The following is a 17,252-nucleotide window of genomic DNA, read 5'->3' as shown; positions in this document are numbered from 1 at the left end:
GGGCCAACGGCCTGGCAACCTTCTGATTTCCCCACCAATCGATTGCAAAATTCCCCCAATCCTATGAATTCACCTCGTACGTACTTGCGCCGGCACTACGCGCTGCCGGCTTGCCTCACGGCCGGCATGCTGGTGTTTCAAGCCAATGCCATGCCGGCGGCGGCCCAACTGCTGGCGTTTCACCAAGAGCCCCAGGCCACGGCCCCCACGCCCACGGGCGAAACCGTGGCCCTGAAAACCCTGCTCAGCCAGTGGGAAAAAGACCACCACGTCACCATTTTCTATGAAAGCAACCTGGTGGGCAGCAAGCGGGTGGTGCCCCAGCCGGGCGTGGCCACGCTGGAAAGCAAGCTGGCCGCCGTGCTGCCCCAGGCCGACCTGCGCTTCAAAAAGCTGCGCGAGGACTACTACCTGATTGTGAGCAAGCCGGCCCCGGCCGGCAGCTCCACCAATTTGACGACCGCCACGGATGCCAACGGCACCAACGTGCAGGACGTGCCCGTATCGGGCCGCGTGACGCAGGCCAACGGCGAAGGCCTGCCCGGCGTGACGGTGCTCGTGAAGGGCACCAGCATTGGCACCAGCACCGGCCCCGACGGCAGCTTCTCGCTGAACGTGCCCGAGGGCAGCGTGCTGGTGTTCAGCTCGGTGGGCTTCGGGCGGCAGGAAGTGGCCGTGACGGGCGCGGCCAGCAACCTGGCCATTGTGCTCAAAGACGACCAGCAGGCCCTGAACGAAGTGGTGGTGGTGGGCTACGGCACCCAGAGCCGCCAGACGGTGACCACGGCCATTACGTCGGTGAACGCGGCGGCCATCGAGCGCCAGCCGGTGGCGGGCTTCGACCAGGCCCTGCAGGGCCAGGCGCCCGGCGTGCAGGTAACGGCCCCGAGCGGGGCGCCCGGCGCGGGCATCAACGTGCGCATTCGCGGCAACGCCACCATTGGCCTGAACGCCTCGCCGCTGTACGTGATTGACGGCATTCCGGTGCTGCCGACGTACGACCAGGAGCTGTCGGTGGGCGGCCAGCGGCCCAACCCACTCAACGCCATCAACCCCAACGACATCGAAAGCATCGACGTGCTGAAGGACGGCGCGGCGGCGGCCATCTACGGCCTGCGCGCTTCCAACGGCGTGGTGGTGATAACGACCAAGCGCGGCAAGGTGGGCAAAGCCACGGTGGGCTTTAACACCTACTTCGGCCGCCAGATTATTCGCAAAAAGCTGAATTTGCTGAACGGCAAGCAATTTGCCGCCCTCTACAACGACCAGCAGGTGAACAGGGGCCTGTCGCCGGCCTTCAACCCGGACACGGTGCGCACCAACACCGACTGGCAGGACGAGGTGTACCGCCCGGCCAACATTCAGAACTACCAGCTGAACGTGAGCGGCGGCACCGACAAAACCCGCTACTACCTGGCCGGCGGCTACTTCAAGCAGGACGGCATCAGCCTGAACTCGGGCTTCGACCGCTACACCTTCAAGCTCAACCTCGACCAGCAGCTGAGCAGCCGCTTCCGGGCCGGCACCAGCCTCAACCTGAGCCGCACCAACAACAACAACAGCACGCGCAGCGAAAACGGCGCGGGCAGCTCGGGCACGGTGTTGGGCGCGCTGGCCTCGATTCCGACCATGCCGGTGCGCGCCGCCGACGGCTCTTATTCGGTGAACCCCTTCGGGCGCAACTTCGACAACCCCATTGGCAACCTACTGGAAAGCAGCAACAAGGCCGTTATCTACCAGGTCATCGGCAACGTGTACGGCGAGCTGGACGTGCTGAAAAACCTGACTTTGCGCTCGACGGCCGGCATCGACTTCCGCACGCAGCTGGAGAACGAGTTCATCAGCCGCGACTACCCCGGCACGTCGGCCCCCACCACGGCCGAGGCCGACAAAGGCTCGGCCCGCACCGGCACCAACCAGCAGGTAATCTGGCTGCAGGAAAACACCCTCACCTACCGCCCCAGCCTGGGCGAGCAGCACAACCTGACGCTGCTGGCCGGCGAGTCGATGCAGGTATCGGACCGGTTCACGTCGAGCGCCGGCGGCAAGGGCTACGCCTCCAACGCCGTGCCTTATCTGAACGCTGCCTCGGTGTTCTTCAAGCCCAGCAGCTACCAGGACCAATGGGGCCTGCTCAGCTTCTTCGGCCGCGCCACCTACGACTACGACCAGCGCTACCTGCTCTCGCTGAGCTTGCGGGCCGACGGGTCGAGCCGCTTCCGCGACGGCCGCAAGTTCGGCTACTTCCCGGCCGCCAGCGCGGGCTGGCGCGTGTCGCGGGAGTCGTTCTTCCCGCAGAACAAGGTGGTGTCGGACCTGAAGCTGCGCGGCAGCTTCGGGGCCAACGGCAACCAGGAGTTCTACACCTATGAGCGGTTTTCGCGCTACGGCGTGGGCTACACCTACCCCGGCACGAGCGTGGTGGCCGCGGGCACCACGCAGAGCGACATCGGCAACAACGACCTGAAGTGGGAAACCACCTACCAGTACAACGCGGGCCTAGACCTGGGCCTGCTGGACAACCGCCTCACCTTCACGGCCGATGTGTACCGCAAGCACACCAAGGACCTGCTGCTGAAAGTGGACATTCCGCTGAGCACCGGGGCCGAAAACCGGCAGATTCTGCAGAACGTGGGCAGCATCCAGAACCAGGGCATCGAGCTGGGCCTGACCACCAATAATGTGCAGCCGCTAAATGGTTTTGGCTGGACCACGAACTTCAACTTCACCATGAACCGCAACAAGGTGCTGGACCTGGGCCAGACCGTGGACGACAAGGGCAAGGTCGCTGACCGCCGCATCGAGTCCGGCAACGGCTTCGTGCTCACGGGCCAGCCGCTGGGCGTGTTCTACGGCTACCAGGTGCAGGGCATCTTCCAGAGCCAGGCCGAAGTGGACGCCGCCGCCAAGCAGAGCCCCGGCAACACCGCCCCCGGCGACATCCGCTTCCGCGACCTCAACGGCGACGGCATCATCAACCCCGACGACCGCACCATCATCGGCAACCCCAACCCGAAATCGATTGCCGGCGTGACCAACACGTTCACCTTCAAAGGCCTGGAGCTGAGCGTGTTCTTTCAGGGCAGCTTCGGCAACGACATCTACAACCAGAACCGCGAAACGCTGGAAAGCATGTCGAGCCCGCTGAACCAGACCACCCGCGTGCTCAACCGCTGGACGCCCACCAACCGCAACACCGACGTGCCGCGCGCCATTGCCGGCGACCCCAACGGCAACGCCCGCTACTCGGACCGTTTCATCGAGGACGGCTCCTACGTGCGCCTCAAAAACCTGACGCTGGCCTACAACCTGCCCACCGGCCTCATCAAGCACGCCGCCCTGAGCAGCCTGCGCCTGTACGTGACCGGCCAGAACCTGGTGACCTGGACCCGCTACTCGGGCTACGACCCGGAGGTGAGCTCCGACCCCTTCTCCACCACCGGCCAGGGCCGCGACTTTGGCGTGTACCCGCAGTCGCGCACCTACACCGTGGGCTTGAATGCCTCTTTCTAAGCCGCTTGTTTGCCTCGCCTAGCCTAAAAATTCCCATGAAAAAGTATTTCCTCCCGGTGGCTTCGGCCATGCTGCTGCTGGCCGGCTGCAACGTGCTGGACAAAGAGCCGCTGACCTCCATTGCCCCTTCCAACTTCTTTAAATCGGCCGTCGATGCCGAGGCCGCCCTCACGGCCGTGTACGACGGCCTGCAAAGCAAGGGCTGCTACGCCGAGGTGCTGAACCTGGTGGGCAACATGCCCTCCGACGACTGCACCAGCAGCAACAACGACGTGCGCGTGCTCGACGACATCAACTGGAACTCGGCCTCGGGCCAGGTGTACGACGTGTACCACGACAACTACCGCGCCATCAACCGGGCCAATGCGGTGATTAAGTACGTGCCCGGCGTGGCCGGCATGAGCGCCAACCGGCGCGACCAGATTGTGGGCGAGGCGCGCTTCGTTCGGGCGCTGTGCTACTTCAACCTGGTGCGCCTCTACGGGGCCGTGCCCCTGCGCCTGGAGCCCACCGAAAGCGGCGACCCGGCCCAGCTGAACCTGCCCCGCACGCCGGCCGACCAAGTGTATGCCCGCATTGTGGACGACCTGAACTTGGCCGCTGCGGCGCTGCCCGAGGTGCAGGTGGCCCGCGCCACCAAGGGTGCGGCCAATGCCCTGCTGGGCCGCGTGCAGCTCACCCAGCGCAACTGGGCCGCCGCCAAAGACGCCGCCAACCGGGTGCTGACCGGCGCCGGCGGCTACTCGCTGCAGGGTTTCAACAGCCTCTACCCGGCCAACAACAACCGGGGCGAGTCGGTGTTCGAAGTACAGTTTTCGGGCAGCACCGACGGGGGCACGTTCTTCACCCTGCCCGACATCGTGATGCCCACGCCGCCGGCCACGTACTCGTTTCCCAAGTTCAACATCCCGACGCTGTTTGTGACCGGCAGCGCCGCCCGCGCCACCGACCTGACCTCGGTGGTGGACACCCTCAACGACCAGCGCTGGAGCTACCAGGGCACCGTGAACGCCGGCCGCAACCACGCCAGCTACGTGGACGGCCGCGGCGGCGCCAACGACCGGGGCCCCTTTGTGTGGAAGTGGCGCAGCGACGGCGGCAATTTCAACTCGCCCGACAACTACTACGTGCTGCGCTTCGGCGAGGTGTACCTGACCGCCGCCGAAGCCAGCAACGAAGTGGGCGACCCCGCCGCTACCGTCATTGGCTTCCTGAACCCCATCCGGCAGCGCGCCGGCCTGGCACCGCTCACGCCCGGCAGCCCCGAGGCCGCCAGCAAGGCCACGCTGCGCGCCGAAATCGACAAGCAGCGCCGCCTGGAGCTGGCCTTCGAGGGCGAGCGGTGGTTCGACCTGCTGCGCTACACCCGCCACGAGCAGGCCGATGGCACCGCGCGCCACGCCGTCACGGCCCTCGACCTGATTCAGCAGAAGCGCGGCTCGCGCGACGTGAACTACCTGCTGTTCCCCATTCCGCTGAGCGAGCTGAACACCAACCCACAGGCCCAACAAAATCCTGGCTACTAGCTAGTCAGCGTCGCTTCCGGGGCAGGGAAAAGTGGTGGGACAAAGAGTACCTGCCCTGGGGCGACATTTTGATTTTTTGAAGCTAAAAAGCCCGTCACGCCGAGCGTAGTCGAAGCGTTTCTGCCGCCGGAGTCATCCAATCGCTGCAACGAAGCGGTGAAGATGCTTGGCTATGCTCGGCATGACAGGCTACGGCTTCTCCTGCCTTCTCCCATCCGCCTCTTTCCTGCTATCCGCAAACAATGGCTGTTCCTGTTTCCGTTATTGCCCCACCAGTGGCCCCGCCTGCAACGGGCGCGGGTGCAGCCCCGCGCTACACCCCGGCCCTTTCGGCCCTCACGGTGCTGTTCTTCTCGTTCGGCTTCATCACCTGCCTGAACGACATTCTGATTCCCTATCTCAAGGCTATTTTCCAGCTCAGCTACGCCCAGGCCAACCTCATCAACCTGTGCTTTTTTGGGGCCTACTTCGTGATGGGCATTCCGGCGGGCAAGGTGGTGGGCCGCCTGGGCTACAAGGGCGGCATGCTGCTGGGCTTTTTGGTGGCGGCGGCCGGCTGCTTTCTCTTTTACCCGGCGGCCGATAGCCATTCGTACGGCCTGTTTCTGGGGGCGCTGTTTGTGCTGGCCACGGGCGTGGTGCTGCTGCAAGTGGCCGGCAACCCCTACGTGGCGGTGCTGGGCCCGGCGAAGTCAGCCCCGGCCCGGCTCACGCTCACGCAGGCGTTTAACTCGCTGGGCACCACGGTGGCCCCGCTGCTGGGCGCCGCCCTCATCCTCTCGCACCTGCCCGACCTCGACGCCGCCCGCGCCGCCGATGCCATCGACGTGCGCGCCGTGCAGGTGCCCTACCTCTGCATCGGGGCCGTGCTCATCGGCATCAGCGGGCTGCTGAGCTTCTTCAAGCTGCCCGTCATCACCCACGCGCCCGACCCGGCCGACGACGCCAACCGCCGCGCCTGGCACTACCGCCACCTGGTGCTGGGCATGGTGGGCATCTTCGCCTACGTGGGCGCCGAAGTAGCCATTGGCTCGCACATCGTGAGCTACCTGGGCCAGCCCGATGTGCTGAACCTGGCCCCCAAAGTGGCCGGCGACAAAGTGGCCTTTTACTGGGGCGGCGCCATGGTGGGCCGGTTTCTGGGGGCTTACCTGCTCAACAAGTTCCGGCCCGGCCAGCTGCTGGCCTTCAACGCTGTTGGGGCCATCGCGCTGGTACTGGTTTCGGCCAGCACCTCGGGCGAGGTGGCCATGTGGAGCCTGCTGGCGGTGGGCTTGATGAACTCCATCATGTTCGCCACCATTTTCACGCTGGCCGTGGCCGGCCTGGGCCGCCACACCGAGGAAGCTTCGGGGCTGCTGAACGTGGCCATTGTGGGAGGCGCGGTGGTGCCGCCGCTGTTCGGCCTGGTGGCCGATGCCAGCTCGCTGCGCCTGGCCCTGCTGCTGCCGGTGCTGTGCTACGCCTACATCGTGTGGTACGGGCTGCGCGGCCACCTGCGCCGCGCCAGCTAGGCGTCTGGCCTTCACTCTTCCTTTCTTCCAATTATGCTTCCAAAATCCCGCCGCTTTTCCGTTGCTTCCGGCGCTTTGCTGGCGTTGCTGCTTGCCGCCGCGCCGCACGGTGTTCAGGCGCAATCCAAAGCCCAAATTGCTACCAAGAACACCGGCGTAGCGGCCTGGCTGACGACACCGGACAAGTCTGTGCTTTTTCAGGCGCAGCAAGGCCGGCTGGCATTTAGCACCGGCACCAATGCCAACCCAACCATTGAAATTGACGAGTCCAAGACTTTTCAGACCATCGACGGCTTTGGCTATTGCCTGACGGGCGGCAGCGCCCAACTGCTACACCAAATGAGCCCGGCCGGGCGCGCCAAGCTGCTCCGCGAGCTGTTTGCCACCGATGGCAACAACATTGGCGTGAGCTACCTGCGGCTGAGCATCGGCGCGTCAGACCTCGACAACCGGGTGTTCAGCTACGACGACCTGCCCGCCGGGCAGACCGACCCGGAGCTGAGCAAGTTCAGCCTCGCGGCCGACCAGCCGCACCTGATACCGGTGCTGAAAGAGATTCTGGCTATTAATCCCGGCATCAAAATCCTGGGCTCGCCCTGGAGCCCGCCGCCGTGGATGAAAACCAACGACGCCTCCAAGGGCGGCAGCCTCAAGCCGGAGTTCTACGACGCCTACGCCCGCTACTTCGTGAAGTACATCCAGGGCATGAAGGCGGCCGGCATCCGCATCGACGCCGTCACGGTGCAGAACGAGCCGCTGCACCCCGGCAACAACCCCAGTCTGCTGATGCTGGCCGGGCAGCAGGCCGAATTCATCGGCAAGCACCTCGGCCCGGCTTTTCGCACGGCCCGGCTGGACACGAAAATCATTTGCTACGACCACAACGCCGACCGCCCCGACTACCCGCTCACGGTGCTGGCCGACAAAGACGCCGCGCAATATGTGGACGGCTCCGCCTTCCACCTCTACGCCGGCCCCATTGAGGCGCTGAGCCAGGTGCACGATGCTTACCCGGCCAAGAACGTGTACTTCACCGAGCAGTGGGTGGGCTCGAAAAGCAAATTCGAAGACAACCTGCGCTGGCACGTCAAAACCCTGATAATCGGGGCCACGCGCAACTGGGCCCGCACCGTGCTGGAGTGGAACCTGGCCGCCGACCCGCAGCAGAACCCGCACACGCCCGGCGGCTGCACCGAGTGCCTGGGCGCCCTCACGCTGGCCGGCAACGCCGTGACGCGCAACGAGGCTTATTACATCATTGCCCACGCCAGCAAGTTTGCCCGCCCCGGCTCGGTGCGCATCGCCTCCACCCTGCCCCAGGGGCTGCCCAACGTGGCCTTCCGCACGCCCACCGGCCAGCGCGTGCTGGTGGTGCTGAACGACGGCCAGGCAACCCAAACCTTCAACATCCGCCAGGGGGGGCGCCAGGTTGCGGCCACCCTGCCCGTGGGCGCCGTGGGCACCTACGCGTGGTAGCCCACTGAAAAAAACCAGTCTCAACTTTTACGCATCTGTCACATTCCCATCACTTAAGTTAAAAATTCCCATGAAAAAGCACTCTACGCTTCTCGTTTTCGCCGCGCTTGCCCTCCGGGCCCTCAGCGCGCAGGCTCAGTTCACCGTCGACGGCACCCTGGGGGCGGCCGAAGTGGGCACCGGCACGGGCAAATACCAGCTGCTGGGCAGCTACGCCGGCACCCACTCCGTGAATGACCGAGGTTTGAAAGCCATTTACCTGGGCACCACGGCCACCACCCTGAACGTGATGGTGGTGGCCACGCCCGAGCAAACGGCCTACAGCGCGATGGTGCTCTACCTCGACGCGCCCAACCGCACGGGCATTGCGGCCGGCACCCGCCTGCCGGGCAGCAGCAATACTTCTTCGCAGCTGCGCCACCGGCCCACGCTCGACATGCAGGCCGACTTTGGCTTCCGCATCACGGTGTCGCCCCTGAACAACTCCAACAACGCCATGTACCTGAGCCGCGTGAACTACACCGTGGCCGGGACCACCTACCCCGAGGTGGGCATGGGCACCGGCCCCAAAAACGGCGTGGCCGTGACCGATGCGGCCGACCCGGCCATGGCCCGGACGGCGTTTGCCACCTCCGCCAGCGTAGCGGCCAACAACGCCACGGGCTGGGAGTTTGAGATTCCGCTGAGCGCCCTGGGAGGGGCCGCCAACGGCGACCTTTTCCGCGTGATGGCTGCCTACGTGGCCGACAACGGCGACTTCTACTCCGACGTGCTGCCGCAGGTGGCCGGCCAAACCACCGACCTAGGCACCGACCCCAACTTCACGCTCATCCCGCGCTCGCAGTTTTACACCTACCAGGTGGGCAGCGGGCCGCTGGCCAGCCGCACCGAAGTGGCCAACGCCCTCGGCGTTACCGCCTACCCCAACCCCCTCAGCCACGACAGCCAGCTGCGCTACACCGTGGCCGGCAGCACTCAGCCGGTGAGCGTGGACGTGTACAACGCCCTGGGTCAGCGCGTGCTGAGCCTGCTGAATGCCGAGCAAAAAGCCGGCACCTACCAAACCGCTCTGGCCCCCGTGAAGGCCCTGGCCCCCGGCCACTACCTGGTGAAGCTGCAGGTGGGCAGCCAGCTCACCAGCCGCCACGTGGTGGTGGAGTAAGACGGTTCGAACAGGTATTGACGTAGGGGCGGGGCTTGCCCCCGCCCGCCGTTCGCGCTGCCTCAACGATTTTGTTCAACGCCCGGGCGGGGGCAAGCCCCGCCCCTACTATTACCGTAAATTATTATGCTGAATCGCAAGTTCTTGATGGCCGTGAGCTTATCGGCAATGACGCTGGCGGCGGCCAGCTGCTCCAAAAAGAAGGAAGACACGCCCGACCCCCAGCCGCCCGTGGTGAATCCGCAACCCACCAGCCCCTCGCAGGTGGCTTTCTGGCTGACGAATACCGACCGCACGGCGCTGTTTCGCAAGCAAACCAACGTGCTGAACTTCGGCACCGCCACCAATTCCTACCCGACCATCAACGTCGATACCACGCGTACCTACCAAACCATGGACGGCTTCGGCTACACCCTGACGGGGGGCAGCGCCACGGTCATCAGCCGGATGAGCGCCACGAGCCGGGCCGATTTGCTGCGCGAGCTCTTTGCCACCGACAGCACCTGGCTGGGCGTGAGCTACCTGCGCGTGAGCATTGGCGCCTCCGACCTCGACGACCGGGTGTTCAGCTACGACGACGCGGCCGGCGATGTGGGCCTGGCGCAGTTCAGCCTGGCCCCCGACCGCACGGCCCTGATTCCGGTGCTGAAGCAGATTCTGGCCATCAACCCCAGCATCAAAATCATGGGCTCGCCGTGGTCGGCCCCGCTGTGGATGAAAACGAATAACAACGCCAAGGGCGGCAGCCTGCAAACGCAATACTACGACGCCTACGCCCGCTACTTCGTGAAATACGTGCAGCAAATGGCCGCCGAGGGCATCACCATCGACGCCGTGACGCTGCAGAACGAGCCGCTGAACCCCTACAACGAGCCCAGCATGCTGATGAGCGCCGCCGAGCAGGCCAACTTCATCAAGAACAACATCGGGCCGGCCTTCGCGGCGGCGGGCATCAGCACCAAAATCATTGCCTACGACCACAACCCCGACCAGCCCGGCTACCCGCTGGCCGTGCTGGGCGACGCGGCGGCCCGGCCCTACGTGGAAGGCTCGGCTTTTCACAACTACGGCGGCTCGCTGGCCAACGCCCTCGCGCAGGTGCACAACGCCTACCCTAACAAGGGCGTGTACTTCACCGAGTTCTGGACGCAGGCGCCGGGCAACCTGCTCACCGACTTCCCGAACCACGTGCGGGAGCTGGAAATCGGAGCGCCGCGCAACTGGGCCAAGAACGTGCTGGAGTGGAACCTGGCCAGCGACCAGAACTACGGCCCGCACACCGCTGGCGGCTGCACCGACTGCCTGGGCGCCGTCACCATCTCGGGCAACAGCGTGACCCGCAACCCGGCCTACTACACGGTGGCCCACAGCAGCAAGTTCGTGCGCCCCGGCTCGGTGCGCATCGACACCGACGCCCCCAACAACCTGCCCAACGTGGCCTACCGCACCCCCAGCGGCAAAAAGGTGCTCGTGGTGCTGAACACCAGCACGTCGCCGCAGCAGTTCAACATCCAGTTCAAGGGCAAAACCGTGGCCTCGGCGCTGGCCGCTGGCTCGGTCGGTACCTACGTGTGGTAATCGGGCTTTTCGCCGCCGTTTGGTGGCGGGCTGAAAGTTCTTTTTTGCGTGTTTTTTAAACGAGCGGACGCCGGGCAAACCGGGCGGGGAGCGGGCGGCGCCCGGCCGGTTTTTGCCCGGCGTTGCTTGTGCTGTAGGCGTACCAGATTCCGCTAGAGAAGCCCTGGCGGGGCATTCCGCACTGTTTTTTCATGAGACCAGCGGCTACTTTTGACCGCCTCCGGCTTCTCTCCTTCCCACCCATTTTGCTCATGCGTCTTCCATTTTCCTTCCAGTTGCCCACGGCCGTTTCCCAAAACCGCACCCGCCTGCTGCTCCTCGCCGGCTTGGGGCTACACCTGGTGGCGGCCGGGCCGGCAGCGGCTCAGTCGGCCCCGAAAGGCGCGCCGTATTCGGCCGCCGGCAAAACCGCGCGCGTCTTCACCACGGCGGCCAACACCAGCTTGCGCCTGGCGGCCGGTGAGGCCCTGAAGTTTGAGCCGGCCCCGCAGCCACTCGAAACCCAGGTTTGCGTGTTTGTGGACCCCGGCCATTCGTTCCAGACCCTGCTGGGCATCGGCGGGGCGCTGACCGATGCCTCGGCCGAAACCTTTGCCAAGCTGCCCAAGCCGCAGCAGCAGGAGTTTTTGAAGGCTTACTACAGCCCCACAGCGGGCATTGGCTACACGCTGGGCCGCACCAGCATTCACAGTTCCGACTTTTCGAGCGGCAGCTATACTTACGTGTCCGATAAGGATGAAACGTTGAAAACCTTCAGCGTGAAGCACGACGAGCAGTTCCGCGTTCCGTTCATCAAGCAGGTGATGGCGGCGGCCGGCGGCAAGCTCACGCTGTACGTGGCTCCCTGGAGCCCGCCGGCCTGGATGAAGGACAACAACGACCTGCTGCACGGCGGCAAGCTGCTGCCCAAGTACCGCCAAACCTGGGCCGATTACTACGTGAAGTTCATCAAGGCCTACGAGCAGATGGGCGTTCCCATCTGGGGCCTCTCGGTGCAGAACGAGCCGATGGCCACGCAGAAATGGGAGTCGTGCATCTATACCGGCGAGGAAGAGCGGGACTTCATCAAGGGCTTCCTCGGGCCCACGCTGGCCAAGGGCGGCCTGGGCACCAAAAAGCTCATTGCCTGGGACCACAACCGCGACCTGGTGTACCAGCGCGCCAGCACCGTGCTCGACGACCCCGCCGCCGCTAAGTACGTGTGGGGCATCGGCTACCACTGGTACGAGACGTGGACCGGCAGCGGCATGCTCACCGACAACGTGCGCCGCGTGCACGAGGCTTACCCCAACACCAACCTGATTTTCACCGAGGGCTGCAAGGAGAAATTCGACCTGGCCAAGGTGGACGACTGGGCCCTGGGCGAGAAATACGGCATGTCGATGATAGGCGACTTCAACGCCGGCACCGTGGGCTGGACCGACTGGAACGTGCTGCTCGACGAAACCGGCGGCCCCAACCACGTGGGCAACTTCTGCTTCGCCCCCGTCATTGCCGACACCAAGGCCGGCAAGCTGATTTACACCAACGCCTACTACTACATCGGCCACTTCTCGAAGTTCATCCGCCCCGGTGCCAAGCGCGTGGCCACCGCCTCGACCCGCGACTGGCTGCAAACCACCGCCTTCCGCAACCCCGACGGCAGCCTGGCCGTGGTGGTGCTCAACAGCGGCGACAAGCCCCAGGATTTCCAACTCTGGCTGGCCGGCCAGGGCGCCAAAACCACGGCGGCCCCGCACTCCATCATGACGCTGGTGATGAACTGAGATTGAATCCTGTGTAAAAACGGAACGTCATGCTGAGCGAAGCCGAAGCATCTCCGCCGCAAGTAGTAAATCAAATTACTTACGCCGTAGAGATGCTTCGGCCGCGCTCAGCATGACGTTCTTTTATTCCTCTTTGTTGATGCGGTTTTTCCTCTCTTTTCTATTGCTTATCGGCCTGTTCTGCCGTTTCCCAACCGCGGCACAGGCGCCAACTGCTAAAGGCCGCGTCGTGGTTACCTACCTCGATTCCAAGCTGCTGCGCGGCAACCCCGGCGGCGAAAGCCCGCGCCGCCGCGTGAGCGTGTACCTGCCCGCCGGCTACGAGGCCAACCCCGCCCGGCGCTACCCGGTGCTGTACTACCTGCACGGCTTCACCTGGAGCGACAGCCTGCTCTTCCACGCCGACGGCCTGGGCGAGCTGCTGGACCAGGCCATTGCCGATGGCCAGATTCGGCCGCTCATCGTGGTGGCACCCAACGAGCAAACGCTCTACCAGGGCAGCTTCTACACCAACTCCGCCACCAACGGCCCCTGGGCCGATTTTACGGCCCGCGAGCTGGTCAGCTTCATCGACAAAAACTACCGCACCCTGGCCCGGCCCGCCAGCCGGGGCCTGGCCGGGCACTCCATGGGCGGCAACGGCACCTTGCGCCTGGCCATGCTCTACCCCGGAAACTATGCCGCTGCCTACGCTCTGAGCCCCGGCTTCGTGGCGCCGCACCCCGAGTGGATGGCCGCCCGCCCCGGCCAGGCCGTAGCCAGCCGGGCCAAATCACGCGCTGAACTCAGGCAAAACTTCGACGCGGTGCGCCTGGTGGCGTGCGCGCGGGCTTTCTCGCCCGTTCCGGGTCGGGGCGCCTTCGGGGCCGACTTGCCGCAGTCCTTCGGCCCCGACAGCCTGGCCCACCGCGATGCCGTGCTGGCGCAGTGGGCCGCGGCTTCGCCGCTGGCGCTGCTGCCGGGCCACCTGGCCAGCCTTCGCCGGCTGCGCGGCCTGGCCTTCGATTGGGGCGAGCAGGACCAGTTCCGGCACATTCCGCCTTCGTGCCGCACCTTCAGCACCGAACTGGCGGCGTACCGTATTCCGCATTCGGCCGAAGGCTACGAGGGCAACCACGGCAACGGCATCATGGGCCGCACGGGCCGGATGTACCAGAAGCTGCTACCTTTCTTCAACCAGCACCTCCAATTTGAATAGCCCGCTTTTTTGAATAGCCCGCTTTGCCATGCTTTTCTCTGCCTCCACCCATTTCCGACGTGCTGCCCTGCTGGCAGTGGCTCTGCTGCTGCTAGCCCCGGCGGCCCATGCCCAGCAGCCCACGCCCGCCGAAGCCGCTAAAAAAGCCGCCGATGCCGCCGCTGATAAGCAACGCGAGTACCTGCTGCACAACGACTGGGCCTACTTGGAGCGCTACACCGCCGCCAACCAGCGCCTGCCCGCGCCCCAGCCTGGCCGGCCCCGCGTGGTCATCATCGGCAATTCCATCACCGAGGGCTGGGTGAAGGCCGACTCGGCCTTTTTCCGGGGCAAGACCTACGAGTACGTGGGCCGCGGCATCAGCGGGCAAACCACGGGCAAGACGCTGGTGCGCTTCCGCGCCGATGTGCTGGACCTGCACCCGGCCGTAGTGGTCATCCTGGCCGGCACCAACGACATCGCCGAAAACAGCGGGCCATACAACCCGCAAACCACTTTGAACAACATCATGAGCATGTGCGAGCTGGCGCAGGCGCACGGCGTGCGCGTGGTGCTGGGCTCGGTGGCCCCATCCGTCGATTTCTGGTGGCGCAAGGGCCTGAATCCAGCCCCCAAAATTCTGGCCCTCAACCAGCAGCTGCGCGCCTACGCCAACCGGCAGCACTTCGCCTATTACGACATGCACTCGGCCCTGAAAGACGAGCAAAACGGCCTGCGCAAAGCTTACGGCGAAGACGGCGTGCACCCCAACCTCGCCGGCTACCGCGTGATGGAGCCCCTGCTGAACCAGGCCGTGGCCGCCGCGCTCAAGCAGAAATAATCAACCTCGTTCAACCCCGCAAAAAGCCCGCGCCGCTACACGGCACGGGCTTTTTTGCGGGGTTCCGGCTTTTTCTTTTTGGCTTTGGGCCGGGCCTTTTTGCGGCGCGGGGGCAGGCGCTCGCGCTCGGCCTTGCGCTCGGCGCGCAGGAGCAGGCGCTCGGGCAGGCGGGCCATGAGGCGCTCGCGCACGTACTGGGCCAGCGCCGACAGCGGCACCACGTTGGTGGTGCGCAGGAAGCGGCCGATTTCGGCGCTGCGCAGCGTGCTGGCCCCTGCCAAGCCCCGCGCCAGCAGAAACTGCTTCACTTCTTCCAGCAAAATCAGCCTGGACAGCGGCGCCAGGGCCACGGTGGCGTTGTAAGCCGCGGCCCGGTGCAGGCGCAGGCCCTCGGCCGAAGCCACTTGCACGCCCACCCACTCGGGCAGCAGCGGCAGCAGTTTGGCCAGGTGCTTTTCCGTCACGATGAAAGTGACGAAGTCGTACACCTCGCCGTAGCAGCGCAGCTGGTTGGCCACGCGCTGCAGGGTGTCGCCGTCGCCCTTCACCTCGTAGCCGTGCATGAAGTGCTCGGTGATGTGCACCACGTCGGCCCGGGTGGTGCCGGTGGGCAGCTCATTGATGTGCACCCCGCCTGCGAGGAGCGGGTAAAGCAGGGCGCGGATTTCCGGGTCGTTCATGGCAACCCCAAATGTAGGGCCGGCGGCTGGGTTATTCTACCCCCGCCTCCACCAGCTGGCAGTGCCGCAGCCAGGCTTCGGCATCGGCCACCTGCTGAAAGATTTGCAGCTCCAACCCGCCCACTTTCGGCCCCTGAAAGTGCGTGGTGATGGTGTCGGACAGAGAATCGGCCTGCACCACGTGGGCCACGTAGTGCAGCCCCATGCCCACGGCCTGCGGCACCCAAATGCGCTCCAGCCACTCAATAGAATCGAACCAGGGCCCGCGCAGTTCCACGTTGTCGTTCAGCAGGTAGGGGCAACGCAAATCGGCTAGTGTTTTCAGGTAGTTATCGGCACCGCGCAGGGCTTTGGCCATGTCGACAAAGCCGCGCCAGGTGGCGCGCAGCCAGCCTTCAGACTCGTAGGTGAGGGTGCAGCGGCTGCCGTCGACGTCGGGTAGAGAGCTGAGTAACATAACAATACCGTAGGTTATAGCAGGAAATAATGTTCTCCGCTTCGTTGCCTTTTCAGAGACAAAACAAAAGTAGAAATACCTCACTTTGTGAGTTAATCGTGAGCTCCTGCTTTATACTGAATTTTGGCTCACCGCTACTACGTAGTTGCCCCGGCAGTTGCCTATTTGGGCAGCAAATATGGGGCAAGTCGGGGCCTATGGCATCCGGCTTGATTCATTTTCAAGTGCGCTTACAGACGCTTTCCCGGGTTTTTCTCAGGTGCGCTAAATCCCGTAAAACCTTTGCAATTGCTTAATGGCCGCATCTCCGGCACGTCATCGCAGCCGCCTTACTTTGCCCGATGTGCTGTACCTTGCCCCGTTCCCATCCCGGCCCGCCAACGGTGGGCAACGCCTCAAAACCAGTAGCGCCTCGGCGCGGTTGTGGGGCACCGGTGGGCACGCGCCCCGGTTCAGTTGCTTCCATTTTTGCTTTTGCATGTCCCGAAAAAAGGCCTTGTTTCTCATCGGCTCGCCCAACCAAACCACGCAGATGCACCAGATTGCGCAGCTGCTGGAAGACGAGTTCGAGCCGTATTTCAGCCAGCTGTACTACGACGGCTGGCAGCGCAAATTTTACGAGTTTCTGGTCTGGACCGGCGGGCTCGACAAAACCATCGTCACCGGCAAAATCAAGGCAAAAGCGGATAAGTACCTGGCCGAGCACAACCTGAAAAACGACTTCGAGGCCCGCGTGTACGGCAACACCTACGACCTCATCGTGTGCTGTTCCGACGTGATTGTGCCCTGGCCGCTGGTGCGCCGCACCAAAACCGTGTTTGTGCAGGAGGGCATGACCGACCCGCTCAACTTCTGGGCCCGGCTGGTGAAGCGCTTCACCCGCTACCCCATCCTGGCCATCGGCACGGCGCTCAATGGTATGAACAACTGCTGCGACATCTACTGCGTGGCCTCCCAGGGCTACGCCGGGCACTTCGCCCGCGTGGGCGTGGATGCCGACAAGCTGCTGGTGACGGGCATTCCCAACTTCGACAACATCGAGCAGGTGCGGCACAACGACTTCCCGCACCGCGGCTATGTATTGGTGGCCACCTCCGACCTGCGCGAAACCTTCACGCCCGAAAACCGGCCCAAGTTCATTCGGGAATGTGTGCGCATCGCCAACGGCCGCCCGCTGGCTTTCAAGCTGCACCCCAACGAAACCCTGCCCCGGGCCGTCGATGAAATCAAGGCCAACGCCCCGGCCGACACCCTGATTTTCACCGAAGGCAACACCGACCACATGATTGCCAACTGCGTGGAGCTCATCACCCAGTACTCCACGGTGGTGTACGTGGGCCTGGCGCTGGGCAAGCCGGTGCACTCCTATTTCGACGTAGATGACCTCAAGCGCAAGCTGCCCTGGCAAAACGGCGGCACCTCGGCCCGGCGCATTGCGGCGGTGTGCCGCGGCTTCAGCCGGTTTGCGAGCAGCAGCGGGCCGGCGTTCCTGAAGCAGTACGACCCGGAATCTTTTGCCGAAACCGAGCCGGCAGGCAGTTCGATGGCCGTCCACTAGCGCA

Annotated in this window: 12 protein-coding genes; 10 read left to right on the top strand and 2 right to left on the bottom strand. The window is 64.5% G+C overall.

Going from position 1 to position 17,252, the window contains the following annotated elements:
• The first annotated feature begins 63 nt into the window (after positions 1 to 63).
• From MTP16_RS14860 to MTP16_RS14820, 9 genes are all read left to right on the top strand, one after another.
• Complete coding sequence (locus MTP16_RS14860) at positions 64 to 3,513, top strand: SusC/RagA family TonB-linked outer membrane protein (protein ID WP_243510972.1); 3,450 nt, start codon at positions 64 to 66, stop codon at positions 3,511 to 3,513.
• Positions 3,514 to 3,548: 35 nt separating this feature from the next.
• Positions 3,549 to 5,039 (top strand): RagB/SusD family nutrient uptake outer membrane protein, encoded by a 1,491-nt coding sequence (locus MTP16_RS14855; RefSeq protein ID WP_243510970.1) that lies wholly within the window; start codon positions 3,549 to 3,551, stop codon positions 5,037 to 5,039.
• 242 nt (positions 5,040 to 5,281) lie between these two features.
• A complete protein-coding gene (locus MTP16_RS14850; protein WP_243510967.1) occupies positions 5,282 to 6,553 on the top strand; it encodes a sugar MFS transporter in 1,272 nt (423 codons plus the stop codon).
• Between the two features lie 33 nt (positions 6,554 to 6,586).
• A complete protein-coding gene (locus tag MTP16_RS14845; RefSeq protein WP_243510963.1) occupies positions 6,587 to 8,029 on the top strand; it encodes a glycoside hydrolase family 30 protein in 1,443 nt (480 codons plus the stop codon).
• Between the two features lie 70 nt (positions 8,030 to 8,099).
• Positions 8,100 to 9,191 carry a T9SS type A sorting domain-containing protein gene (locus MTP16_RS14840; protein WP_243510960.1) on the top strand — a complete coding sequence of 364 codons (1,092 nt, stop codon included), beginning with the start codon at positions 8,100 to 8,102 and terminating at the stop codon, positions 9,189 to 9,191.
• Between the two features lie 126 nt (positions 9,192 to 9,317).
• Complete coding sequence (locus MTP16_RS14835) at positions 9,318 to 10,769, top strand: glycoside hydrolase family 30 protein (protein ID WP_243510958.1); 1,452 nt, start codon at positions 9,318 to 9,320, stop codon at positions 10,767 to 10,769.
• 251 nt (positions 10,770 to 11,020) lie between these two features.
• Complete coding sequence (locus MTP16_RS14830) at positions 11,021 to 12,535, top strand: glycoside hydrolase family 30 protein (protein WP_243510956.1); 1,515 nt, start codon at positions 11,021 to 11,023, stop codon at positions 12,533 to 12,535.
• 139 nt (positions 12,536 to 12,674) lie between these two features.
• Entirely contained in the window at positions 12,675 to 13,733 is a 1,059-nt protein-coding gene (locus MTP16_RS14825; RefSeq protein ID WP_243510952.1) for an alpha/beta hydrolase, read from the top strand.
• 28 nt (positions 13,734 to 13,761) lie between these two features.
• Positions 13,762 to 14,553 carry a GDSL-type esterase/lipase family protein gene (locus tag MTP16_RS14820; RefSeq protein WP_243510942.1) on the top strand — a complete coding sequence of 264 codons (792 nt, stop codon included), beginning with the start codon at positions 13,762 to 13,764 and terminating at the stop codon, positions 14,551 to 14,553.
• 35 nt (positions 14,554 to 14,588) lie between these two features.
• Here the strand turns inward: MTP16_RS14820 and MTP16_RS14815 are convergent, their stop codons facing one another.
• The gene (locus tag MTP16_RS14815) at positions 14,589 to 15,233 is read right to left on the bottom strand and encodes a sce7726 family protein (RefSeq protein ID WP_243510939.1); all 645 of its coding nucleotides are present in this window, start codon (positions 15,231 to 15,233) and stop codon (positions 14,589 to 14,591) included.
• A gap of 31 nt (positions 15,234 to 15,264) precedes the next feature.
• The gene (locus MTP16_RS14810; RefSeq protein WP_243510920.1) at positions 15,265 to 15,690 is read right to left on the bottom strand and encodes a hypothetical protein; all 426 of its coding nucleotides are present in this window, start codon (positions 15,688 to 15,690) and stop codon (positions 15,265 to 15,267) included.
• 478 nt (positions 15,691 to 16,168) lie between these two features.
• Between MTP16_RS14810 and MTP16_RS14805 the strand changes: the two genes are divergently transcribed.
• Entirely contained in the window at positions 16,169 to 17,248 is a 1,080-nt protein-coding gene (locus tag MTP16_RS14805; protein ID WP_243510917.1) for a hypothetical protein, read from the top strand.
• Positions 17,249 to 17,252: the final 4 nt, after the last annotated feature.

It is taken from the genome of Hymenobacter monticola (assembly GCF_022811645.1).
Classification (GTDB): domain Bacteria; phylum Bacteroidota; class Bacteroidia; order Cytophagales; family Hymenobacteraceae; genus Hymenobacter; species Hymenobacter monticola.
This window is presented reverse-complemented; position numbering and strand designations above follow the sequence as displayed.

What these genes read in the sequence shown, in the direction of transcription:
- MTP16_RS14825 (WP_243510952.1), top strand. Translation starts at nt 12,675, where the DNA reads ATGCGGTTTTTCCTCTCTTTTCTATTGCTTATCGGCCTGTTCTGCCGT.
- MTP16_RS14845 (WP_243510963.1), top strand. Translation starts at nt 6,587, where the DNA reads ATGCTTCCAAAATCCCGCCGCTTTTCCGTTGCTTCCGGCGCTTTGCTG.
- MTP16_RS14850 (WP_243510967.1), top strand. Translation starts at nt 5,282, where the DNA reads ATGGCTGTTCCTGTTTCCGTTATTGCCCCACCAGTGGCCCCGCCTGCA.
- MTP16_RS14820 (WP_243510942.1), top strand. Translation starts at nt 13,762, where the DNA reads ATGCTTTTCTCTGCCTCCACCCATTTCCGACGTGCTGCCCTGCTGGCA.
- MTP16_RS14835 (WP_243510958.1), top strand. Translation starts at nt 9,318, where the DNA reads ATGCTGAATCGCAAGTTCTTGATGGCCGTGAGCTTATCGGCAATGACG.
- MTP16_RS14810 (WP_243510920.1), bottom strand. Translation starts at nt 15,690, where the DNA reads ATGTTACTCAGCTCTCTACCCGACGTCGACGGCAGCCGCTGCACCCTC.
- MTP16_RS14860 (WP_243510972.1), top strand. Translation starts at nt 64, where the DNA reads ATGAATTCACCTCGTACGTACTTGCGCCGGCACTACGCGCTGCCGGCT.
- MTP16_RS14805 (WP_243510917.1), top strand. Translation starts at nt 16,169, where the DNA reads ATGTCCCGAAAAAAGGCCTTGTTTCTCATCGGCTCGCCCAACCAAACC.
- MTP16_RS14830 (WP_243510956.1), top strand. Translation starts at nt 11,021, where the DNA reads ATGCGTCTTCCATTTTCCTTCCAGTTGCCCACGGCCGTTTCCCAAAAC.
- MTP16_RS14840 (WP_243510960.1), top strand. Translation starts at nt 8,100, where the DNA reads ATGAAAAAGCACTCTACGCTTCTCGTTTTCGCCGCGCTTGCCCTCCGG.
- MTP16_RS14815 (WP_243510939.1), bottom strand. Translation starts at nt 15,233, where the DNA reads ATGAACGACCCGGAAATCCGCGCCCTGCTTTACCCGCTCCTCGCAGGC.
- MTP16_RS14855 (WP_243510970.1), top strand. Translation starts at nt 3,549, where the DNA reads ATGAAAAAGTATTTCCTCCCGGTGGCTTCGGCCATGCTGCTGCTGGCC.